13 protein-coding genes and 1 pseudogene are annotated in these 14,988 nt (G+C 71.6%); 6 read left to right on the top strand and 8 right to left on the bottom strand.

Annotation, left to right across the window (positions count from 1 at the left end):
- From tolB to tilS, 4 genes and pseudogenes are all read left to right on the top strand, one after another.
- Window positions 1–406: pseudogene (tolB, locus tag JNL41_RS16245) on the top strand (Tol-Pal system protein TolB); the annotation flags it as partial.
- 66 nt (window positions 407–472) lie between these two features.
- On the top strand, window positions 473–1,039 hold the full coding sequence (gene pal / locus JNL41_RS16250) for a peptidoglycan-associated lipoprotein Pal (RefSeq protein ID WP_293476752.1): 567 nt from the start codon (window positions 473–475) through the stop codon (window positions 1,037–1,039).
- A gap of 6 nt (window positions 1,040–1,045) precedes the next feature.
- A complete protein-coding gene (ybgF, locus tag JNL41_RS16255; RefSeq protein WP_293476754.1) occupies window positions 1,046–1,906 on the top strand; it encodes a tol-pal system protein YbgF in 861 nt (286 codons plus the stop codon).
- Window positions 1,894–3,030: a tRNA lysidine(34) synthetase TilS gene (gene tilS, locus JNL41_RS16260; protein ID WP_293476756.1), complete on the top strand. Its 1,137-nt coding sequence runs from the start codon at window positions 1,894–1,896 to the stop codon at window positions 3,028–3,030. The genes ybgF and tilS overlap by 13 nt, the downstream gene beginning before the upstream one ends.
- Here the strand turns inward: tilS and JNL41_RS16265 are convergent.
- The 4 genes from JNL41_RS16265 to JNL41_RS16280 form a co-directional block, all read right to left on the bottom strand.
- Entirely contained in the window at window positions 3,027–3,893 is an 867-nt protein-coding gene (locus tag JNL41_RS16265) for an alpha/beta fold hydrolase (protein WP_293476758.1), read from the bottom strand. The genes tilS and JNL41_RS16265 overlap by 4 nt on opposite strands.
- Window positions 3,890–4,939: an aldo/keto reductase gene (locus tag JNL41_RS16270; RefSeq protein WP_293476760.1), complete on the bottom strand. Its 1,050-nt coding sequence runs from the start codon at window positions 4,937–4,939 to the stop codon at window positions 3,890–3,892. Before JNL41_RS16270 ends, JNL41_RS16265 begins: the two co-directional genes overlap by 4 nt.
- A 50-nt stretch (window positions 4,940–4,989) precedes the next feature.
- Window positions 4,990–5,880 carry a M23 family metallopeptidase gene (locus JNL41_RS16275; RefSeq protein WP_293476762.1) on the bottom strand — a complete coding sequence of 297 codons (891 nt, stop codon included), beginning with the start codon at window positions 5,878–5,880 and terminating at the stop codon, window positions 4,990–4,992.
- A gap of 113 nt (window positions 5,881–5,993) precedes the next feature.
- Complete coding sequence (locus JNL41_RS16280; RefSeq protein ID WP_293476764.1) at window positions 5,994–8,990, bottom strand: autotransporter outer membrane beta-barrel domain-containing protein; 2,997 nt, start codon at window positions 8,988–8,990, stop codon at window positions 5,994–5,996.
- Window positions 8,991–9,125: 135 nt separating this feature from the next.
- On the opposite strand from JNL41_RS16280, the gene JNL41_RS16285 reads away from it, so the two are divergent.
- Window positions 9,126–9,452 (top strand): helix-turn-helix transcriptional regulator, encoded by a 327-nt coding sequence (locus tag JNL41_RS16285; protein ID WP_293476766.1) that lies wholly within the window; start codon window positions 9,126–9,128, stop codon window positions 9,450–9,452.
- A 27-nt stretch (window positions 9,453–9,479) separates the two neighbouring features.
- Complete coding sequence (locus JNL41_RS16290; protein WP_293476768.1) at window positions 9,480–10,838, top strand: hypothetical protein; 1,359 nt, start codon at window positions 9,480–9,482, stop codon at window positions 10,836–10,838.
- An 8-nt stretch (window positions 10,839–10,846) separates the two neighbouring features.
- Here JNL41_RS16290 and JNL41_RS16295 read toward each other — a convergent pair whose 3' ends face one another.
- The 4 genes from JNL41_RS16295 to JNL41_RS16310 all read right to left on the bottom strand — a co-directional run bounded on the left by JNL41_RS16295 (window position 10,847) and on the right by JNL41_RS16310 (window position 14,694).
- Window positions 10,847–12,259: an NAD(P)(+) transhydrogenase (Re/Si-specific) subunit beta gene (locus JNL41_RS16295; protein WP_293476770.1), complete on the bottom strand. Its 1,413-nt coding sequence runs from the start codon at window positions 12,257–12,259 to the stop codon at window positions 10,847–10,849.
- A 26-nt stretch (window positions 12,260–12,285) separates the two neighbouring features.
- Window positions 12,286–12,600 carry a proton-translocating transhydrogenase family protein gene (locus JNL41_RS16300; RefSeq protein ID WP_293476772.1) on the bottom strand — a complete coding sequence of 105 codons (315 nt, stop codon included), beginning with the start codon at window positions 12,598–12,600 and terminating at the stop codon, window positions 12,286–12,288.
- 16 nt (window positions 12,601–12,616) lie between these two features.
- Window positions 12,617–13,747 (bottom strand): Re/Si-specific NAD(P)(+) transhydrogenase subunit alpha, encoded by a 1,131-nt coding sequence (locus JNL41_RS16305; RefSeq protein WP_293476774.1) that lies wholly within the window; start codon window positions 13,745–13,747, stop codon window positions 12,617–12,619.
- A 128-nt stretch (window positions 13,748–13,875) separates the two neighbouring features.
- A complete protein-coding gene (locus tag JNL41_RS16310; protein WP_293476776.1) occupies window positions 13,876–14,694 on the bottom strand; it encodes an FkbM family methyltransferase in 819 nt (272 codons plus the stop codon).
- Window positions 14,695–14,988 lie beyond the last annotated feature (294 nt).

Genomic DNA, 14,988 nt, shown 5'->3' on the forward strand with positions numbered 1-14,988 from the left:
CGACAGCGCGCGCATCGCCTTCACCTCGGACCGCGCCGGCTCGCCGCAAATCTACGTGATGGGCGCCGACGGCTCGGGCGCGCGGCGGATCTCCGGCGGAGGCGGGTCCTACACCACGCCGGTCTGGAGCCCGACCGGCGACTACATTGCCTTCACAAAGCAAACCGGCGGCGAATTCCACATCGGGGTGATGCGGCCGGACGGCTCGGACGAACGCCTCTTGACCACGAGCTACCTGGACGAAGGACCGACCTGGGCGCCCAACGGCCGGGTGCTGATGTTCTCGCGTGAAACCCCGGGCGGTCCGCCCAAGTTATGGAGTGTGGATGTCACTGGGCGAATCCTTCAGCCGATGCCTTACCCCGGCGCCGGATCGGATCCGGCCTGGTCGCCTTTGCTTAACTAGTCTTCGCCTCAATCCAGCCCGATAGACCGCGATAGTGATTCGCAACCTCGACCGTAGGAGACGCTGATGGTTCGTAGCTTGAACAGCCGCACGATTGTCCGGCTTGCTCTCGTGGGCGTCGCCGCCGCGTCCCTGGGGGCGTGCGCCAAGAAGGCCCAGCCGGCGTTCCCCACCACGACGCCGCCCCCGCAGACGCAGGCGCCGCAGACGCAGATGCCGCCGTCCGCCCCTGGCCCGGTCGCCTCGACCCAGACCGGCGCGCTGCCCGGCTCGGCGCAGGACTTCGTCGTCAACGTGGGCGACCGCGTCTACTTCGACACCGACAGCCACGACGTGCGCGACGACGCGCGGCCGATCCTGGACGCCCAGTCGGCGTGGCTGCGCCGCTATCCGTCGGTGAACGTGCGCATCGAAGGCAACGCCGACGAACGCGGCACCCGCGAGTACAACCTGGCCCTCGGCGCCCGCCGCGCCAACGCCGTGCGCGACTACCTCGTCGGCCAGGGCGTCGAGGCGGCCCGCATCGCCACCATCTCGTTCGGCAAGGAACAGCCGCTCGACGCCGGCAGCGGCGAGGAGTCCTGGCAGAAGAACCGCAACGGCCACACCGCCATCGTCTCGGGCGCCCGCTAGGCCCCGATGCGCAACGGTCGCCGGTTCTCGCTCAAGAGAGGCCTCACCACCGCCGCGCTGGCCGTCCTCGTGGCGGCCGGTCCGGCCGTCGCGCAGACGCCGTTGCCGGTCCCCGACCCGCTCGACGCGCGCGACGCCAAGCGGCTCGACCGCATGGAGAAGGTGCTGCGCGAGCTGCGCTCGATCGTCTTCCAGCTTCGCGACACGGGGAAGCCCGTGGTCGTGCAGCCGGCCGACACCGACGCCCGCATCGCCGAGATGAGCGAGAAGCTCGGCGACCTCGAGAGCACGCTGCGCAGCGTGAACGGGAACTTCGAGACAGTCACCCGCGAGCTCGACCAGTCGAAGCGCGAGAACGCCCAGCTCAAGCGCGACCTCGCGACCCTGGCCGAGCGGCTGACCGCGGCCGAGGGCAAGATCGCCGCCGGCCTCGCGCCCCCGCCGGAAGACCCTGCCGCCGCGCCCGTCGCCGCCGCGGGCGACCCGGCCAAGGACTTCACCGCCGCGCGCCAGCTCATGCTCGCTGGCGACTACGACGGTGCCGAGGCCGCGTTCTCGGCCTACGTCGCCAACTACCCCGACGCGCCGCGTGCGAACGAGGCCAGCTACTGGTGGGGCAAGACGCTCAGCGTCCGCGGCGCGCATTCCGACGCCGCACGCGCCTACATCTCCGCGATCCGCGGCTGGCCGCAGACCGCCTGGGCGCCCGACGCCGTGGTCGAACTCTCCCGCGCGCTGGTGGCGCTGAAGAAGCCCGCCGACGCCTGCCAGACGCTGGGCGAACTCGGCCGCCGCTATCCCAAGGCGCCCGCCGCCGTCGCCAGCCGCGCCGCCGCCGTCCGCACCCAGGCCAAGTGCGCGGCCTAGAGGCCAGCGCGACGGACGCTCTAGACCGCCGCCTCCTGCGCGACAGCCCGCGCCCGATCGCCGTCGCGCTGTCGGGCGGCGGGGACTCGCTGGCGCTGACGCTGATCGCCGACGCCTGGGCGCGCGCGTGCGGCCGCGAGCTGCTGATCCTGACCGTTGACCACCGGCTACAGGCCGAGGGCGCCGCGTGGACCGAAGCCTGCGCCGCGATCGCCGAGCGGCTGGGCCGCCCGTTCCGCGCCCTGGCGTGGGAGGGTGACAAGCCGGCCACGGGCGTACCCGCCGCCGCCCGTCGCGCGCGGCACGGGCTGCTGGCGGAGGCGGCCCGCGAGGCCAGCGCGCGCATCATCCTGATGGGCCACACCCGCGACGACCTGATCGAGACAGCGGCCATGCGCGCCGCGGGCTCGACGACGCCGGACCCGCGCGAGTGGTCGCCGTCGCCGGTCTGGCCGCAGGGCCGCGGCGCCTTTCTGCTGCGCCCCCTGCTGGCAGCCGGGCGCACCGAGCTGCGCGACTGGCTGACGGCGCTCGGCGAGACTTGGATCGACGACCCCGCCAACACCGACCTCCGCTACGCCCGCAGCCGCGCACGCGTTTCGCCCGCAGCCCTCACGCCCGCCGGGGGCGCGCCGGAGCCCCATCCCTCGCTGGACGTCGTCTCGACCGGCGGCGACCTGGTTCTCGACCGTGCGGCGGTTCGGCGTGCATCGGCCGGCGAGCTTCGCCGCGTCATCGCCATGGCCTGCGTCTGCGCCGGCGGCGGCGAGCGATTGCCGTCCGGTTCGCGGGTCACCCGCGCCGCCGATGCCATCGTCGGGACCGGGCGGTTCGTCTCGACACTGGCCGGCGCCCGCATCGAGGCCGACGGCGACCGCCTCCGCATCGCGCGCGAACCCGGCGAGGCGGCTCGCGGCGGCTTGCAGCAGCTCGATCTTCCGGCCGGGCAGGAGCGCGTCTGGGACGGCCGCTTCGCGATCACGGCGCATGAGCCCGGCCTGGTCGTTCGAGCGGCCCGGAACGGTGACCCCGTTATCGAACCGGCCGGCGCCGCGACAGTCTTCCCGCTCGTCGGGGACCGGTTCCGCGCCGCGGTCGGCCTGATCCCGCGCGAGCCGGCCTAACGCCCGGCCTTCAGAACGTGCTCGAGCCCGCGAACGATCGCGTCGGCGTGGCGCGGACCCAGCACGTTGGCGTGGGTCGAGCCGGTCACATGCTCCACGAACCCATGCTTCGAGGCCCTGGCCGGCGCGTACTGCGCCTCGCGGATCGGCGGCGGCAGCCTGCCGTCGGCCGTGACCACCGCCACCGGCAGATCGGGCGGCAGCTCGACCGCCCCCGCCAGCTTCGACGTCGCCGGCCACTGCTGGACCTCGGCCGAGGCGCCGCGCGCGTGCGGGGCGGCGCCGTGGATGCGGCGCTTCTCGGCCGCTGCCTCGCCCGGCAGGCCGATCAGGTTGGCGCTGACCAGCGAGACCGGGACCATCAGGCCGAACCGCGCCCCGTGGCTGACGGCCTGCAAGAGCCGCCCGAAGCCGTGGACCATCTCGGGCCCGCCCGGCAGCGACAGCACCGCCGGCGTCACCGCGTCCACCAGCACCAGCCCCACCACGGGCCGCCGGTCGCGCTCCAGCGCGAAGAGCCGCACCATCAGCCCGCCCATCGAGTGCCCGGCCAGGACGATCGGCCCGGTGTCGCCAAGCCTGTCGAGCAGCGCCTCGAGGTCGTCGTTGATCGCCCGGCCGTCCCGCGGCTCCGGCCCCGGGTCGGAGTAGCCCAGGCCCGCCCGGTCGTAGGCGAGGCTGCGCAGGCCCTTCGCCGAGAGCCGCTCCTGCACCACCGTCCAGTCGGACGCGCAGCCGAACGCGCCGTGCTCGCACACGATCAGCGGCGCGGCGGTCGCCGCCGGCCCGGCGCGCACGACCCGCAGGCTCCGGCCGCCGATGTCGATCCGCTCGCCGCGATGGGCGCCTTTCGGCAGGCTCATGCGGGCTTCTTGAACGGCGCCGGCACCCGGCCACCGCCCTGCCGCCCGAACATCCAGCCGGGATACTCCGCCGGCAGCTCGCTCACCGCGTCGAGGCGCTTCATCTCGTCCTCGGACAGCGTCAGATCGACGGCCGCCAGGTTGTCGTCCAGTTGCTCGACGGTCTTCGCGCCGATGATCACGCTCATCACGTGCGGCTTCTGCAGCAGCCAGGCCAGCGCCACCCGGGCCACCGACACGTCGTGCGCCTGGCCGACCTCGCGCATCGCCTCGACGCAGGCCCAGGCGCGGTCCTTCTCCACCGGCGGGAAGTCGAAGCTGGTGCGCCGCGCGTCCTCGGGGTTGTTCGAGCCGGGCCCGAACTTGCCCGAGAGCAGCCCGCCGGCCAGCGGCGACCAGACCATCAGGCCCAGTTGTTCGCTGGTCAGCATCGGGACCAGCTCACGCTCCAGGTCGCGCCCGGCGATCGTGTAGTAGGCCTGAAGGGTCTCGAACCGCGCGTAGCCCTTCGCGTCCGACAGCCCCAGCGCCTTGGCGATCTTCCACGCCGCCCAGTTGGAGACGCCGACGTAGCGGACCATGCCCTGGCGCACGAGGTCGTCCAGCGCCCGCAGCGTCTCGTCGATGGGCGTGACGCTGTCGTTGCCGTGGATCTGGTAGAGGTCGATGTGGTCGGTCTGCAGCCGCTCCAGCGAACGGGCCACCGAGTCCATGATGTGTCCGCGCGAGGCGCCGCGGTCGTTGGGGCCCGGGCCCATCTGGCCGAAGACCTTGGTGGCCAGCACCACGTCGCTGCGCTTCACGCCCAGGTTCTTCAGCGCCTGGCCCAGCCGCGCCTCCGAGGCGCCGAACGAGTAGACGTCGGCCGTGTCGAAGAAGTTCACCCCGCTGTCGATCGAGCGCCTGACGATCGCATCGACGTCGCCCTGCGGCAGCGACCCGATGGCCTTCCAGATCCCGGCGTCGGTGTTGCCGCCGAAGGTCATGGTCCCGAGGCAGATCTCGGACACGTAGAGGCCCGTACGGCCCAGTTGCTTGTACTTCATCGGAAAGGCTCCTCGTCCCCAGCAGGATATGGGAGCCGGGGTCGCCTTCGCTACATCGAAAGCTGGGCGCGGGGGCGGCCGTCGGGCCCGATGGAAAGGCCCCTCAGGCCCTCCATCTTCTCCTGGCGCTGCGCCTCCCTGGCGAGGCTGCCTTCCAGGTTGCGGGTGGCGGCCGCCTCGTCCTGCGCGTCGGTGGTGGCCCGCTTGAAGACCAGGACCGGCGGCCCGTTCCTGGCGTCCATCAGCGCCCGCTTGCTCTCGGGGATGAACGAGACGTAGGCCATCCGCACGCGGCCCGAGTAGCGCTTGGCCTTGTCGAGCGGCAGGTCGCCGGCCTCGGCGAACGCCTTGCCCAGGAACATCGCCGGATCGAGCGGCTTGTCCTTCGGGTCGCGGATCTCGAAGTGCAGGTGCGGGCCGGTCGAGGCGCCCGTCGAGCCCACCTTGCCCAGCGGCTGGCCGGCCTTGACGGCCAGTCCGGGCTTCACGCCCGCGCCGATGGCGCCCAGGTGCGCGTAGTAGGTCGTCAGGCCGGCGGCGTGCTTCACCGCCACATAGCGGCCGTAGCCGCCGTTGGTCCCGGCCTCGGTCACGATCCCGTCGGCCACGGCGATCACCGGCACGCCGGAATCCGCCGAGATGTCGACGCCTTCGTGCAGCCGGCCATTGCCCTCCCAGGGGAGCTGGCGCAGGCCGAACGGCGAGACGATCGCGCGGCCGGGGACGGGTTCTTCGAAGGCGATCAGGACCTCGTCCTCGGCCGGCGCCGTCGCCGGCGCCACCTTCGCGACCGCTGCGGCCGGAGCCGAGATCGGGCGGGCCTTGTCGGGGACGAGCAGCGAGGCGTGCGCCACGGCGAACGCCGACAGGCCGGCGACGACCACGATCCCGGCCTCCGCCACCCGGCGCTTCGCGCGCGCGCTCATCTCGCCATCGGCCAAGGACGAAACTCCCACCGCGCCGCAAGCTGCGGCTCGCACCCATCCGGGACCCGAGCCCAGATTGCGCGGCGTTCTAGGCAAAAAGCGGGCCGCGGGCGAGTCCTTAGCGCCCGCTAGAACTGGAACCGGACCCCGGCGCGGACATCGTACTCCTGATAGTCGCCGTCGACCGTGGCGCCGCCGTTCACCGAATACAGCACCCGCGAGGCCCCGCCGCGGAAGCCCGCGCGGACCACATAGCCGCCCCGGAACACGTCCTCCGGGTCCAGCGTGAAATCGGCGCCGCCGTCGAAGTGGGCGGTCGTCCTCGGCGGCCCGCCCGCCAGCCTGGCGCGGTAGCCGGCCTTGATCTCGGGCGCGAAGAAGACCTCGTCGCCCATCTTCCAGCCGACCGCCAGCAGCGCCTCGCCGGTCAGCAGGTCGCCGGTGCGCTTGTCGACGGTCAGGTTGAAGCCACTCCCGCCGCCCTTCTCCGCGTAGCCGCCCTCGGCCAGGCGCAGGTAGGCGGCCGACAGCTCGGGCCGGGCGTAGAAGCTGCCCGCCGTGAACTCGTATGAGACGCCGGCGTAGGCATCGGCCATCCAGGCGTTCCAGTCGGCCCGGGCGCGCAGGTTGAGGGTCTGGCTGGTCAGCCGGCGGTCGCCGTTGAACATGGCGTAGCCCAGGCCGCCGCGCACCGCCGCCTGCAGCGGCCCGCCGTCGTAGCGCCAGTAGAGGCCGGCGCCGAAGAGGTTCATCGTCAGCTCTTCGCCCGCCGCGACGCCGCGGTCCCTCACGTCGGTGGTCACGAAGCTGACGTTGGCGCCCAGGGCGTTCCTGATGCCCTGCATGTCGGCGCCGGCCGCGAAGCCGAAGCCCTGGCTCTTGAAGCCCTGCGCGTCCTGCCGGTCGCGGCGGATGTTGAACACGATCTCCTGCGCCCAGGTCCCGGTCGCGGAATCCCTGTCGATGGCCATGGGCATGGCCACGGCCTGCGACACCGCCGCCGAGACCGCCGCCGCCGACATCAGCACCCCGCCCGAATGGTCAGGCAGCATCTGGTCGTAGAGGGCGTCGAAGCCGGCGTCGGTCTTCTGGCTCAGGAACGCCTGTTCGATGGCGTCGTCCTTGTCGAGCGACTCGAAGACCGCCGCGAAGGCCTGCGCGCCGGAGCGGTTGAGGCCCAGTTCGCTCGCCGTCTTGGGCCGCACGTCGACGAACAGCGCGCCGCCGGCCGTGTCGGCCCGCAGGGTCGCCTGGAACAGGAAGGGCGAGCCGACCAGCGTCGCGGTGGTCTGGCCCACCGACAGCGCCGCCGCCTGCAGAACCTGGAACGCCCGCTGCCCGCGCGAGAGGGACGTCAGCGTCACGTCGATCTGCGCGCCCGTGGCGAGGGTCGCGGCGCCCGCCACGTCGAAGCGGCTGCCGGTCTGGGTGGGGTCGATGTTCACCGCCAGCACACCGGTCGCGCCGACGTTCAGCGTCGAGAGGCTGACCGTCCCGGTGTTCGAGACCGCCAGGCGGCCATCGCGGACCTCGACCGCCAGCGTGCCCTCGGTGTCCGAGATCATCGCGCTCGCCGTCGCGCCGCCGTCGACCAGCAGCGAGTCGGCGCCGGCGCCGAAACTGAGCGTTCCCGCGTAGGTTCCGGCCGACAGTTCGAGCCGGTCGGCGCCCGATCCGAACAGGATGTCGCCGCCGATGTTCGGGGTATCGGCCGAGTTCACCTTGAACTGCCGCACCAGCACGCCCGAGGTGTTGGCCGAGACGTCGATGGCGATGGCCCTGCCGGTCTGGGTCACGCCGGTCGCCGGCGTCACCACCGACTGGATCGTCCCGGAGTTGTCGATCTTGGTCAGGGCGCCCGACAGGTCGACGATGCCGCGCGCGTCGTGCAGGCCGCCGTTCTGCTCGGCCCCGATGACGCCGGCGTTGACCAGCGCCGGGACGATGGCGTTGGCGTTCAGCAGGATCGCCGTCGACTGCGCGGAGTACGATCGGCCGACGATGGTGGCGCCCGCCTGGTTGTGGATGCCGCCCACGAGCGTCACCGGGCCGCCGCCGGCCTGGCCGATGCGCAGCGCCGTGCCGGCGATCCCGTCGTTCACGCCGTTGCCGGTGACCGAACCGCGGTTGACGAAGCCGTAGGCGTCGCCCTGTGTCCCCACGGCGCCCAGGGTGATGGCGCCGGTCCCGCCGATGTCGATGGCCGGCGCGACGCCGAACGAGGAGATCGTGGCCGTGCCCTCGGCCGTGTCGGCGACGCCGTCGTCGTCCTCGTCGGTGTCGTCGGTGGAGTTGTCCGCCGGCGGCCGGTCCAGCAGCACGCCCCTGCCGACGCTGCCGGTGATCTTCACGGCGCCGCCGCCCTGCTTCAGGTCGTCCGCATCGAGCTTGGCCCGCACCGCGTCGGTCAGCCGGTCGGTCGAGCGATAGCCGCTCGAGGTGATCGCGCCCTGCAGGACCACCGCACCATCCACCGAACCCAGTTGCACCGCGACCGAGCCTTCGCCCTGCACCGAGACGGCGCCCTGGATCAGCGCGTCGCCTGAGATCGAGTCGGCGCGGATACCGACGCCGCGGTCGCCCAGCACGGTGACGCCGCCGCGATGAGTCAGCGTGCCGTTCAGGCGCGTCTCCAGCGAGATGCCGGCCGAGTCGTTGCCCTCGATGCCGATCGTGCCGGTGTTCGTGATCGCGCCCGTCACGCCCTGAACGCCCTGGGCGCGGATGCCGTACCGGGCCGAGCCCTGTGCGAAGGGCCCGTCGATGTCGCCATCCGAGTCGGTGTCGGTGGCCGTGTAGTCCTCGACGACGCTGATCGCGCCGGCGTTGGCGACCGTGGTGGCGACGCCGTCGGCGATCTGGACGGCGGTGGCGCCGTTCACGCCGGTGAAGGTGATCGCGCCGTTCACCGTCACCGTGTTCGACGAGTCGACCGTCACGGCCGCGCCCGCCGCGGTGGGCGCGATCGAGCCGGCGGTCTCGATGTTGATGTCGTCGGATTGGCCGCCGGCGACGGTGGACGTGCGCACGGGCGCCGTCGTCGCCGTCGAGATCTTCGTTTCGGCGCGCGCCTGCGCGGCGAGGAGCAGCGGCAGGACGGCCGCCGACACAAACAGTCGCTTCATTGCTTCCCTGAGACAGCTTGGCGTGATAGCTCGGAACGAGCGGCTATGCGTCGCGTAGTTATTTGTTGCGTAATTACTGTATTATTCGGCTGAGGAAGCGCCTGCAAGCGTATTTCGAAGCTGCCGGAGCCCCCGATGCCGAGACCCGCGACCGATCCTGCCAAGGCCGCCCACATCAAGGTCCTGCGCCAGCAGGCCGGGCGGTGGCTGAAGACGGCGCGCGAGGAGGCCGGCCTGACGCAGGCCGAACTGGCCGAAAAGGTGGGCCTGCGCTACTACACCTTCGTCTCGCAGGTGGAGAGCGGGTTGGGCCGGCTCCCGATCGAGACGCAGGGCGCCTGGGCCGGGGCGCTGGGTCTGGAGCCCGGCGATTTCGCCAAGACCCTGCTGCGCTACTACGAACCGGAACTGTATCGGCTGCTGTTCGGCGGCGAGGCCGTCGCGGCGCGCGCGACCGGCTAGGTCGCCTGGAGATGCTTTCCTAGCACGATGGGCCAGGTCGTTCCCTTCATCTCGCGTGTGCGCGACAGCGGCGACTGGTCGCCGGCCGAACGCGCACGCCTCGAGGCGCTGGCCGACCAGCTCTCGTCGCACGGGATCGACGTCGAGGTGATCTTCGGCGCCACCGACGAGGGCGATCCCTGGTGTGTCGTCACCGACGGGAACGGCGACGTCCTGATCCATGTCGCCCGCATCGACGGCAAGTTCGTCGTCCACTCCGCCGTCGACGACACGGTCGGCGAGGACGACGACCTGCACGCCGCCCTGCGCCAGCGCCTCGACGTCACCGAGGAGATGGCGGCGCCGAAGTCGGCGACCATCCTGCCCTTCACCGCGCGCCAAGGTCAGACCTTCCTGGCCCTGGTGGTCGCCACGGCCTTCTTCTACGAGACCGGCGGCGTCTTCGAGGAGGCCCAGGCGGCCGAACTGCCCAAGGCGCCGTCCGCGCCCGCTGAAGAACCGCTTCCGCCGGCCATCCACGACGCGCCGTCACAGGATCGCGAGATCGTCGCCCAGGGCGTCGTCTCCAAGGCCGCCGGGGCCGCGACGGCCGCCGTCGCCACGGAGCCCGCGAGCGCCGCCGAGCCGGCCGCCACGACCGACGCGGTCGAGGAACGCGCGCTGCCGACGCCGGTCGAGACGGCGCCGGCCCAGGCTCACGCCGAGCCGCAGGTCGCCGCCGCCGCGCCGGCCGAAGCCGCGCCGGTCGTGATCCGCGGCACGGATCACGACGACCTGCTCGTGGGCACAACCGCGGCCGAACGCATCGAGGGCGGCGCGGGCGACGACACCATCAAGGGCGGCGGCGGACACGACACCCTGCTGGGCGGCGCCGGCGACGACTGCATCGAGTTCACCGACGGCGCGCAGGTCGAAGGCGGTTCGGGCGCCGACACCTTCGTGGTCGCCGCCGCCACGCGCGGCGGCGGGCCGAACGTGATGCTCGGCTACATCCGCGACTTCTCGCTGGAGGACGGGGACCGGATCTTCACGATGACCGGCCGCACCATCCACCTGAACTGGGGGCCCGGCACAGGTCCGGGCGACCGGACCTCACCCCCGACGGCCAGCGACGGCCGTGACGGCGGCGGTCCGCCCACGCCCACCGATGGCGACAGCTTCGACTTCGGCGCGACCACCCTCACCGCCGGTCCGACGCCGGTCGGGCCGAATCCCCCCGTCCGCGTGGAGATCGACGTCGATGGCGACGGCGTCGCCGACGGCTACATCCTGGTCGGCCATCGCGGCGGCTCGATGCCCCCGCCGCCGTCCGGCGACGCGGACTGGGACCCGCCGATCAACGCCGGCGTCGGCCACACGCTCACGCCGCCCGACCCGTTCGGCTAGCGGGGCGGCTAAAGCCCCTTCACGATCCCTTCGACCATCTTCTTGGCGTCGGCGAACAGCATCATGGTGTTGTCGCGGAAGAAGAGTTCGTTCTCGACGCCGGCGTAGCCGGCCGCCATGCCGCGCTTCACGAAGAGCACCGTGCGCGCCTTCTCCACGTCCAGGATCGGCATGCCGTAGATGGCCGACTGCGGGTCGGTCTTGGCGGCCGGGTTGGTGACGTCGTTGGCTCCGATCACGAAGGCCACGTCGGCGGTCGGGAACTCGGAGTTGATGTCCTCCAGTTCGAACACCTCGTCGTAAGGCACGTTGGCCTCGGCCAGCAGCACGTTCATGTGCCCGGGCATCCGGCCGGCCACGGGGTGGATGGCGTACTTCACCTCCACGCCCTCTTCCTTCAGCTTGTCGGCCATTTCGCGCAGCGCATGCTGGGCCTGGGCCACCGCCATGCCGTAGCCGGGGACGATGATGACCTTGGACGCGTTCTTCATGATGAAGGCCGCGTCGTCGGCGGAGCCCTGCTTCACCGGCCGCGTCTCGACCTTGCCGCCCGCCGCCGCGCTGTCCTCGGCGCCGAAGCCCCCCAGGATCACCGAGACGAAGCTGCGGTTCATGGCCTTGCACATGATGTAGCTGAGGATCGCGCCCGAGCTGCCGACCAGGGCGCCCGTGATGATCAGGGTCACGTTCTCCAGCGTGAAGCCCAGCGCTGCGGCGGCCCAGCCCGAGTAGCTGTTCAGCATCGAGACCACGACCGGCATGTCGGCGCCGCCGATGGGGATGATCAGCGTCACGCCGATCAGGAGCGCCAGCGCGAAGATGCCCCAGAAGGCCCAGAGCGCAGACCCGCCGCTCATCACCAGCACCACGATCAGCGCCACGATGCCGAGGCCGATGGCGATGTTCAGCAGGTGGCGTGCGGGCAGCAGGATCGGCGCGCCCGACATGTTGCCGTTCAGCTTCGCGAAGGCGATCACCGAGCCGGTGAAGGTCACCGCGCCGATGGCCAGGCCCAGCGAGAGTTCGATCAGCGAGTTGACGTGGATCGCGCCCGAGCTGCCGATGCCGTAGGCCTCGGGCGTGTGGATCGCCGCCACCGCCACCAGGCAGGCAGCCATGCCGACGAGGCTGTGGAAGGCCGCCACGAGCTGCGGCATCGAGGTCATCGCCACGCGCCGGGCGATCAGCGCGCCGACCCCGCCGCCGACCGCCACGCCGCCCAGGATCAGGCCGGCGGTCAGGGCGTCCAGCGCGCCTTGCGTGTAGAGCGTGACCAGCGCCGTGCCCACGGCGATGGCCATGCCGATCATGCCGTTGCGGTTGCCCGCCTGGCTGGTCTCAGGGCTCGACAGCCCCCTGAGCGCCAGGATGAACAGCACCCCGGAGACGAGGTAGAGGATCGCCGCGATATTCGCGTCCATGTGGTTAAGTCCCCCGCCCCGGCCGGCTACTTCTGCTTCTTCTTGTACATGGCCAGCATCCTCTGGGTGACGAGGAAGCCGCCGAAGATGTTCACCGCCGCGAAGCCCGCGGCGACCGCGCCGGCGCCCTTCGAGATCAGCACGTTGGCGGTCAGTTCGCCGCCCGAGCCGCTCGCCGCGGCGGCCAGCAGGGCGCCCACGATGATCACCGAGGAGATGGCGTTGGTGACGGCCATCAGCGGCGTGTGCAACGCCGGCGTCACGCTCCAGACCACGTAGTAGCCGACGAAGATCGCCAGCACGAAGATGGCGAGGCGGAAGACCGTCGGATCGACGTCCATGGCTTGCTCCGTAGGCTCAGGCGAGTTGCGGGTTCACCACGGCGCCGCCGTGGGTGACGAGGGCGGCCTTCAGGATCTCTTCTTCGAGGTCCGGGGCGAAGGCGCCCTCCTTGGTCTTGAAGAGCTCGGCGAAGGCCACGAGGTTGCGAGCGTAGAGCGAAGAGCTGTCGGCCGAGATGCGCGCCGGCAGGTTGGGCACGCCCATGATCTTCGCGCCGTTCCTGGTGGTGACCACCTCGCCCAGCTTGGCGCCCTCGACGTTGCCGCCCTGCTCGACGGCCAGGTCCACCAGCACCGAGCCCGACTTCATCGAGGCCACCTGGGCGGCGGTCACCAGCTTCGGCGCCGGACGGCCCGGGATCAGGGCGGTGGTGATGACGATGTCCTGCTTGGCGATGTGGCCGGTGATCAGCTCGGCCTGCTTGGCCTGGTACTCGGCGCTCATCTCCTTGGCGTAGCCGCCGGACGTCTCGGCCTGCTTGAACTCCTCGTCCTCGACGGCGACGAACTTGGCGCCCAGGCTCTCGACCTGCTCCTTGGTCGCGGGCCTGACGTCCGTGGCGGTGACCACCGCGCCCAGCCGCCGTGCCGTGGCGATGGCCTGCAGCCCGGCCACGCCCACCCCCATGATGAACACCTTGGCCGGGGCGATCGTGCCCGCCGGCGTCATCATCATCGGCAGCGCCCGGCCGTAGGCCTCGGCCGCCTCGATCACCGCGCGGTAACCGGCGAGGTTGGCCTGCGACGACAGGGCGTCCATCACCTGCGCGCGGGTGATCCGCGGGATGAACTCCATGGCGAACGCCGAGACGCCGGCCTTGGCGAGCGCCTGTACGGTGGGCTTTTCGTTGTAGGGGTTGAGCAGGGCCGCGACGAACGCGCCATTCTTCAGCGCCGCGATCTCGTCGGCCTCGGGGCTGCGCACCTTGAACAGGACGTCGGCCTTGCCGGCGGCGTCCTTGGCGGTCTTGGCGATCTTGGCGCCCGCGGCTTCGTAGTCGGCGTCGGCCATCGACGCGCCGGCCCCGGCGCCGGTCTCGACGACCACCTCGAACCCCGCGCCGACCAGCTTCTTCACCGTCTCGGGAGTGGCCGCCACGCGGGTCTCACCGGCGCGGCGTTCCTTGGTCACAGCGATGACGGCCATGGTCCGCGTTCATCCCCCGAAGCGTAGTAGGCCGCGGGACCATAGGAGCGCCCGGCAAGGCTTGTCCAGCCGCCGCCCCGTCAGGTTTCCTGGCGCCTGCGCCAGTTTCTCCCGCATCGCAGCATCAGCTAGTAGCCGTATTCCTTCAGGTAGGGGTATAGCGCGTAGTCCGTCGGCCAGCTCTGGTCCTCGGGCCGCGCGGGCGGAAGCGCCCAGGCCGGCGCCACGCCCGGCGGGACGCAGACGAAGTTGGCGTCGCCCACGGTGTCGTCCTCGGCCCTCACCCCCGACAGCGGCGCGCGCGTGACCCAGGGCGCGTAGAACCAGTAAACGGCGTAGCCCGCCCGCAGGAACGTCTCCATCACGCCGGCCCGGTGCGCCTGGTAGAACGCCTCCACGAACCACGTCGGGCGGACCTCGTTGATCAGCCGGGTCGCGCCAGCCAGCACTTCCGGCTCCAGCCCCTCGACGTCGACCTTCACGAGCCGGGTGTCCGGCGGCGCGATCTGGTCCAGTGGCAGCATCAGCACCGGCAGCCGCGGCGTCTCGCGATCGTAGAAGCTGCTGGTGCCGACGTTCACCCGGGCGTCCAGCGGCAGGGTCGGGAACTCGGCGATCCGCCGGTCCGGACCGGCGGCGGCGTGGATCACCTCGACGCGGTCGCAGCCGTTGCTTAGCGCATTGGCCGACAGGATCGACGCCAAGCCCCGATGCGCCTCGATGGCGAGGACGCGCCAATCGGGCCGTCGCCTCGCGAACGGCACGCTGATGGTTCCGATATTGGCGCCGGCGTCCACGAAGACGCCGGCCTCGCCGCTGGCCTGGTTCACCAAGAAGTCGAGCTGCGGCCGGGCGAACTCACCATGCCGCGTGAGGCACGGCCCCACGGCGGTGTCGTGCTCGGGATAGAGGAACGTGAGGCCATAGGCCTGCGCGCGCTTCAGCATCTTCGCCCACTACCACACCGCGCCGGACGCGCCAGTCGTGGGCGCGCCAGTCGGGGGTGCGGCGCATACGAACAGGGCCCCTGCTTGCGCGAAGGCCCCGTCGGATCAGGTCGAAGCGCCGCGCGTCAGTGCGCGCCTGCGGCGTCCGGCTTCGAGCGCAGGAAGAAGATGCCCAGCGTCGCCAGCACCGCCGCCGAGATCGCCGAGCCCAGAAAACCCGTGTGGGTGCAGAACAGAAGCGTGAAGAACAGGATGCCCGTGGCCGTCACGAGCGAGCCCCACTTGGTCAGGCTC

It is taken from the genome of Phenylobacterium sp. (assembly GCF_016793285.1).
Classification (GTDB): Bacteria; Pseudomonadota; Alphaproteobacteria; order Caulobacterales; family Caulobacteraceae; genus Phenylobacterium.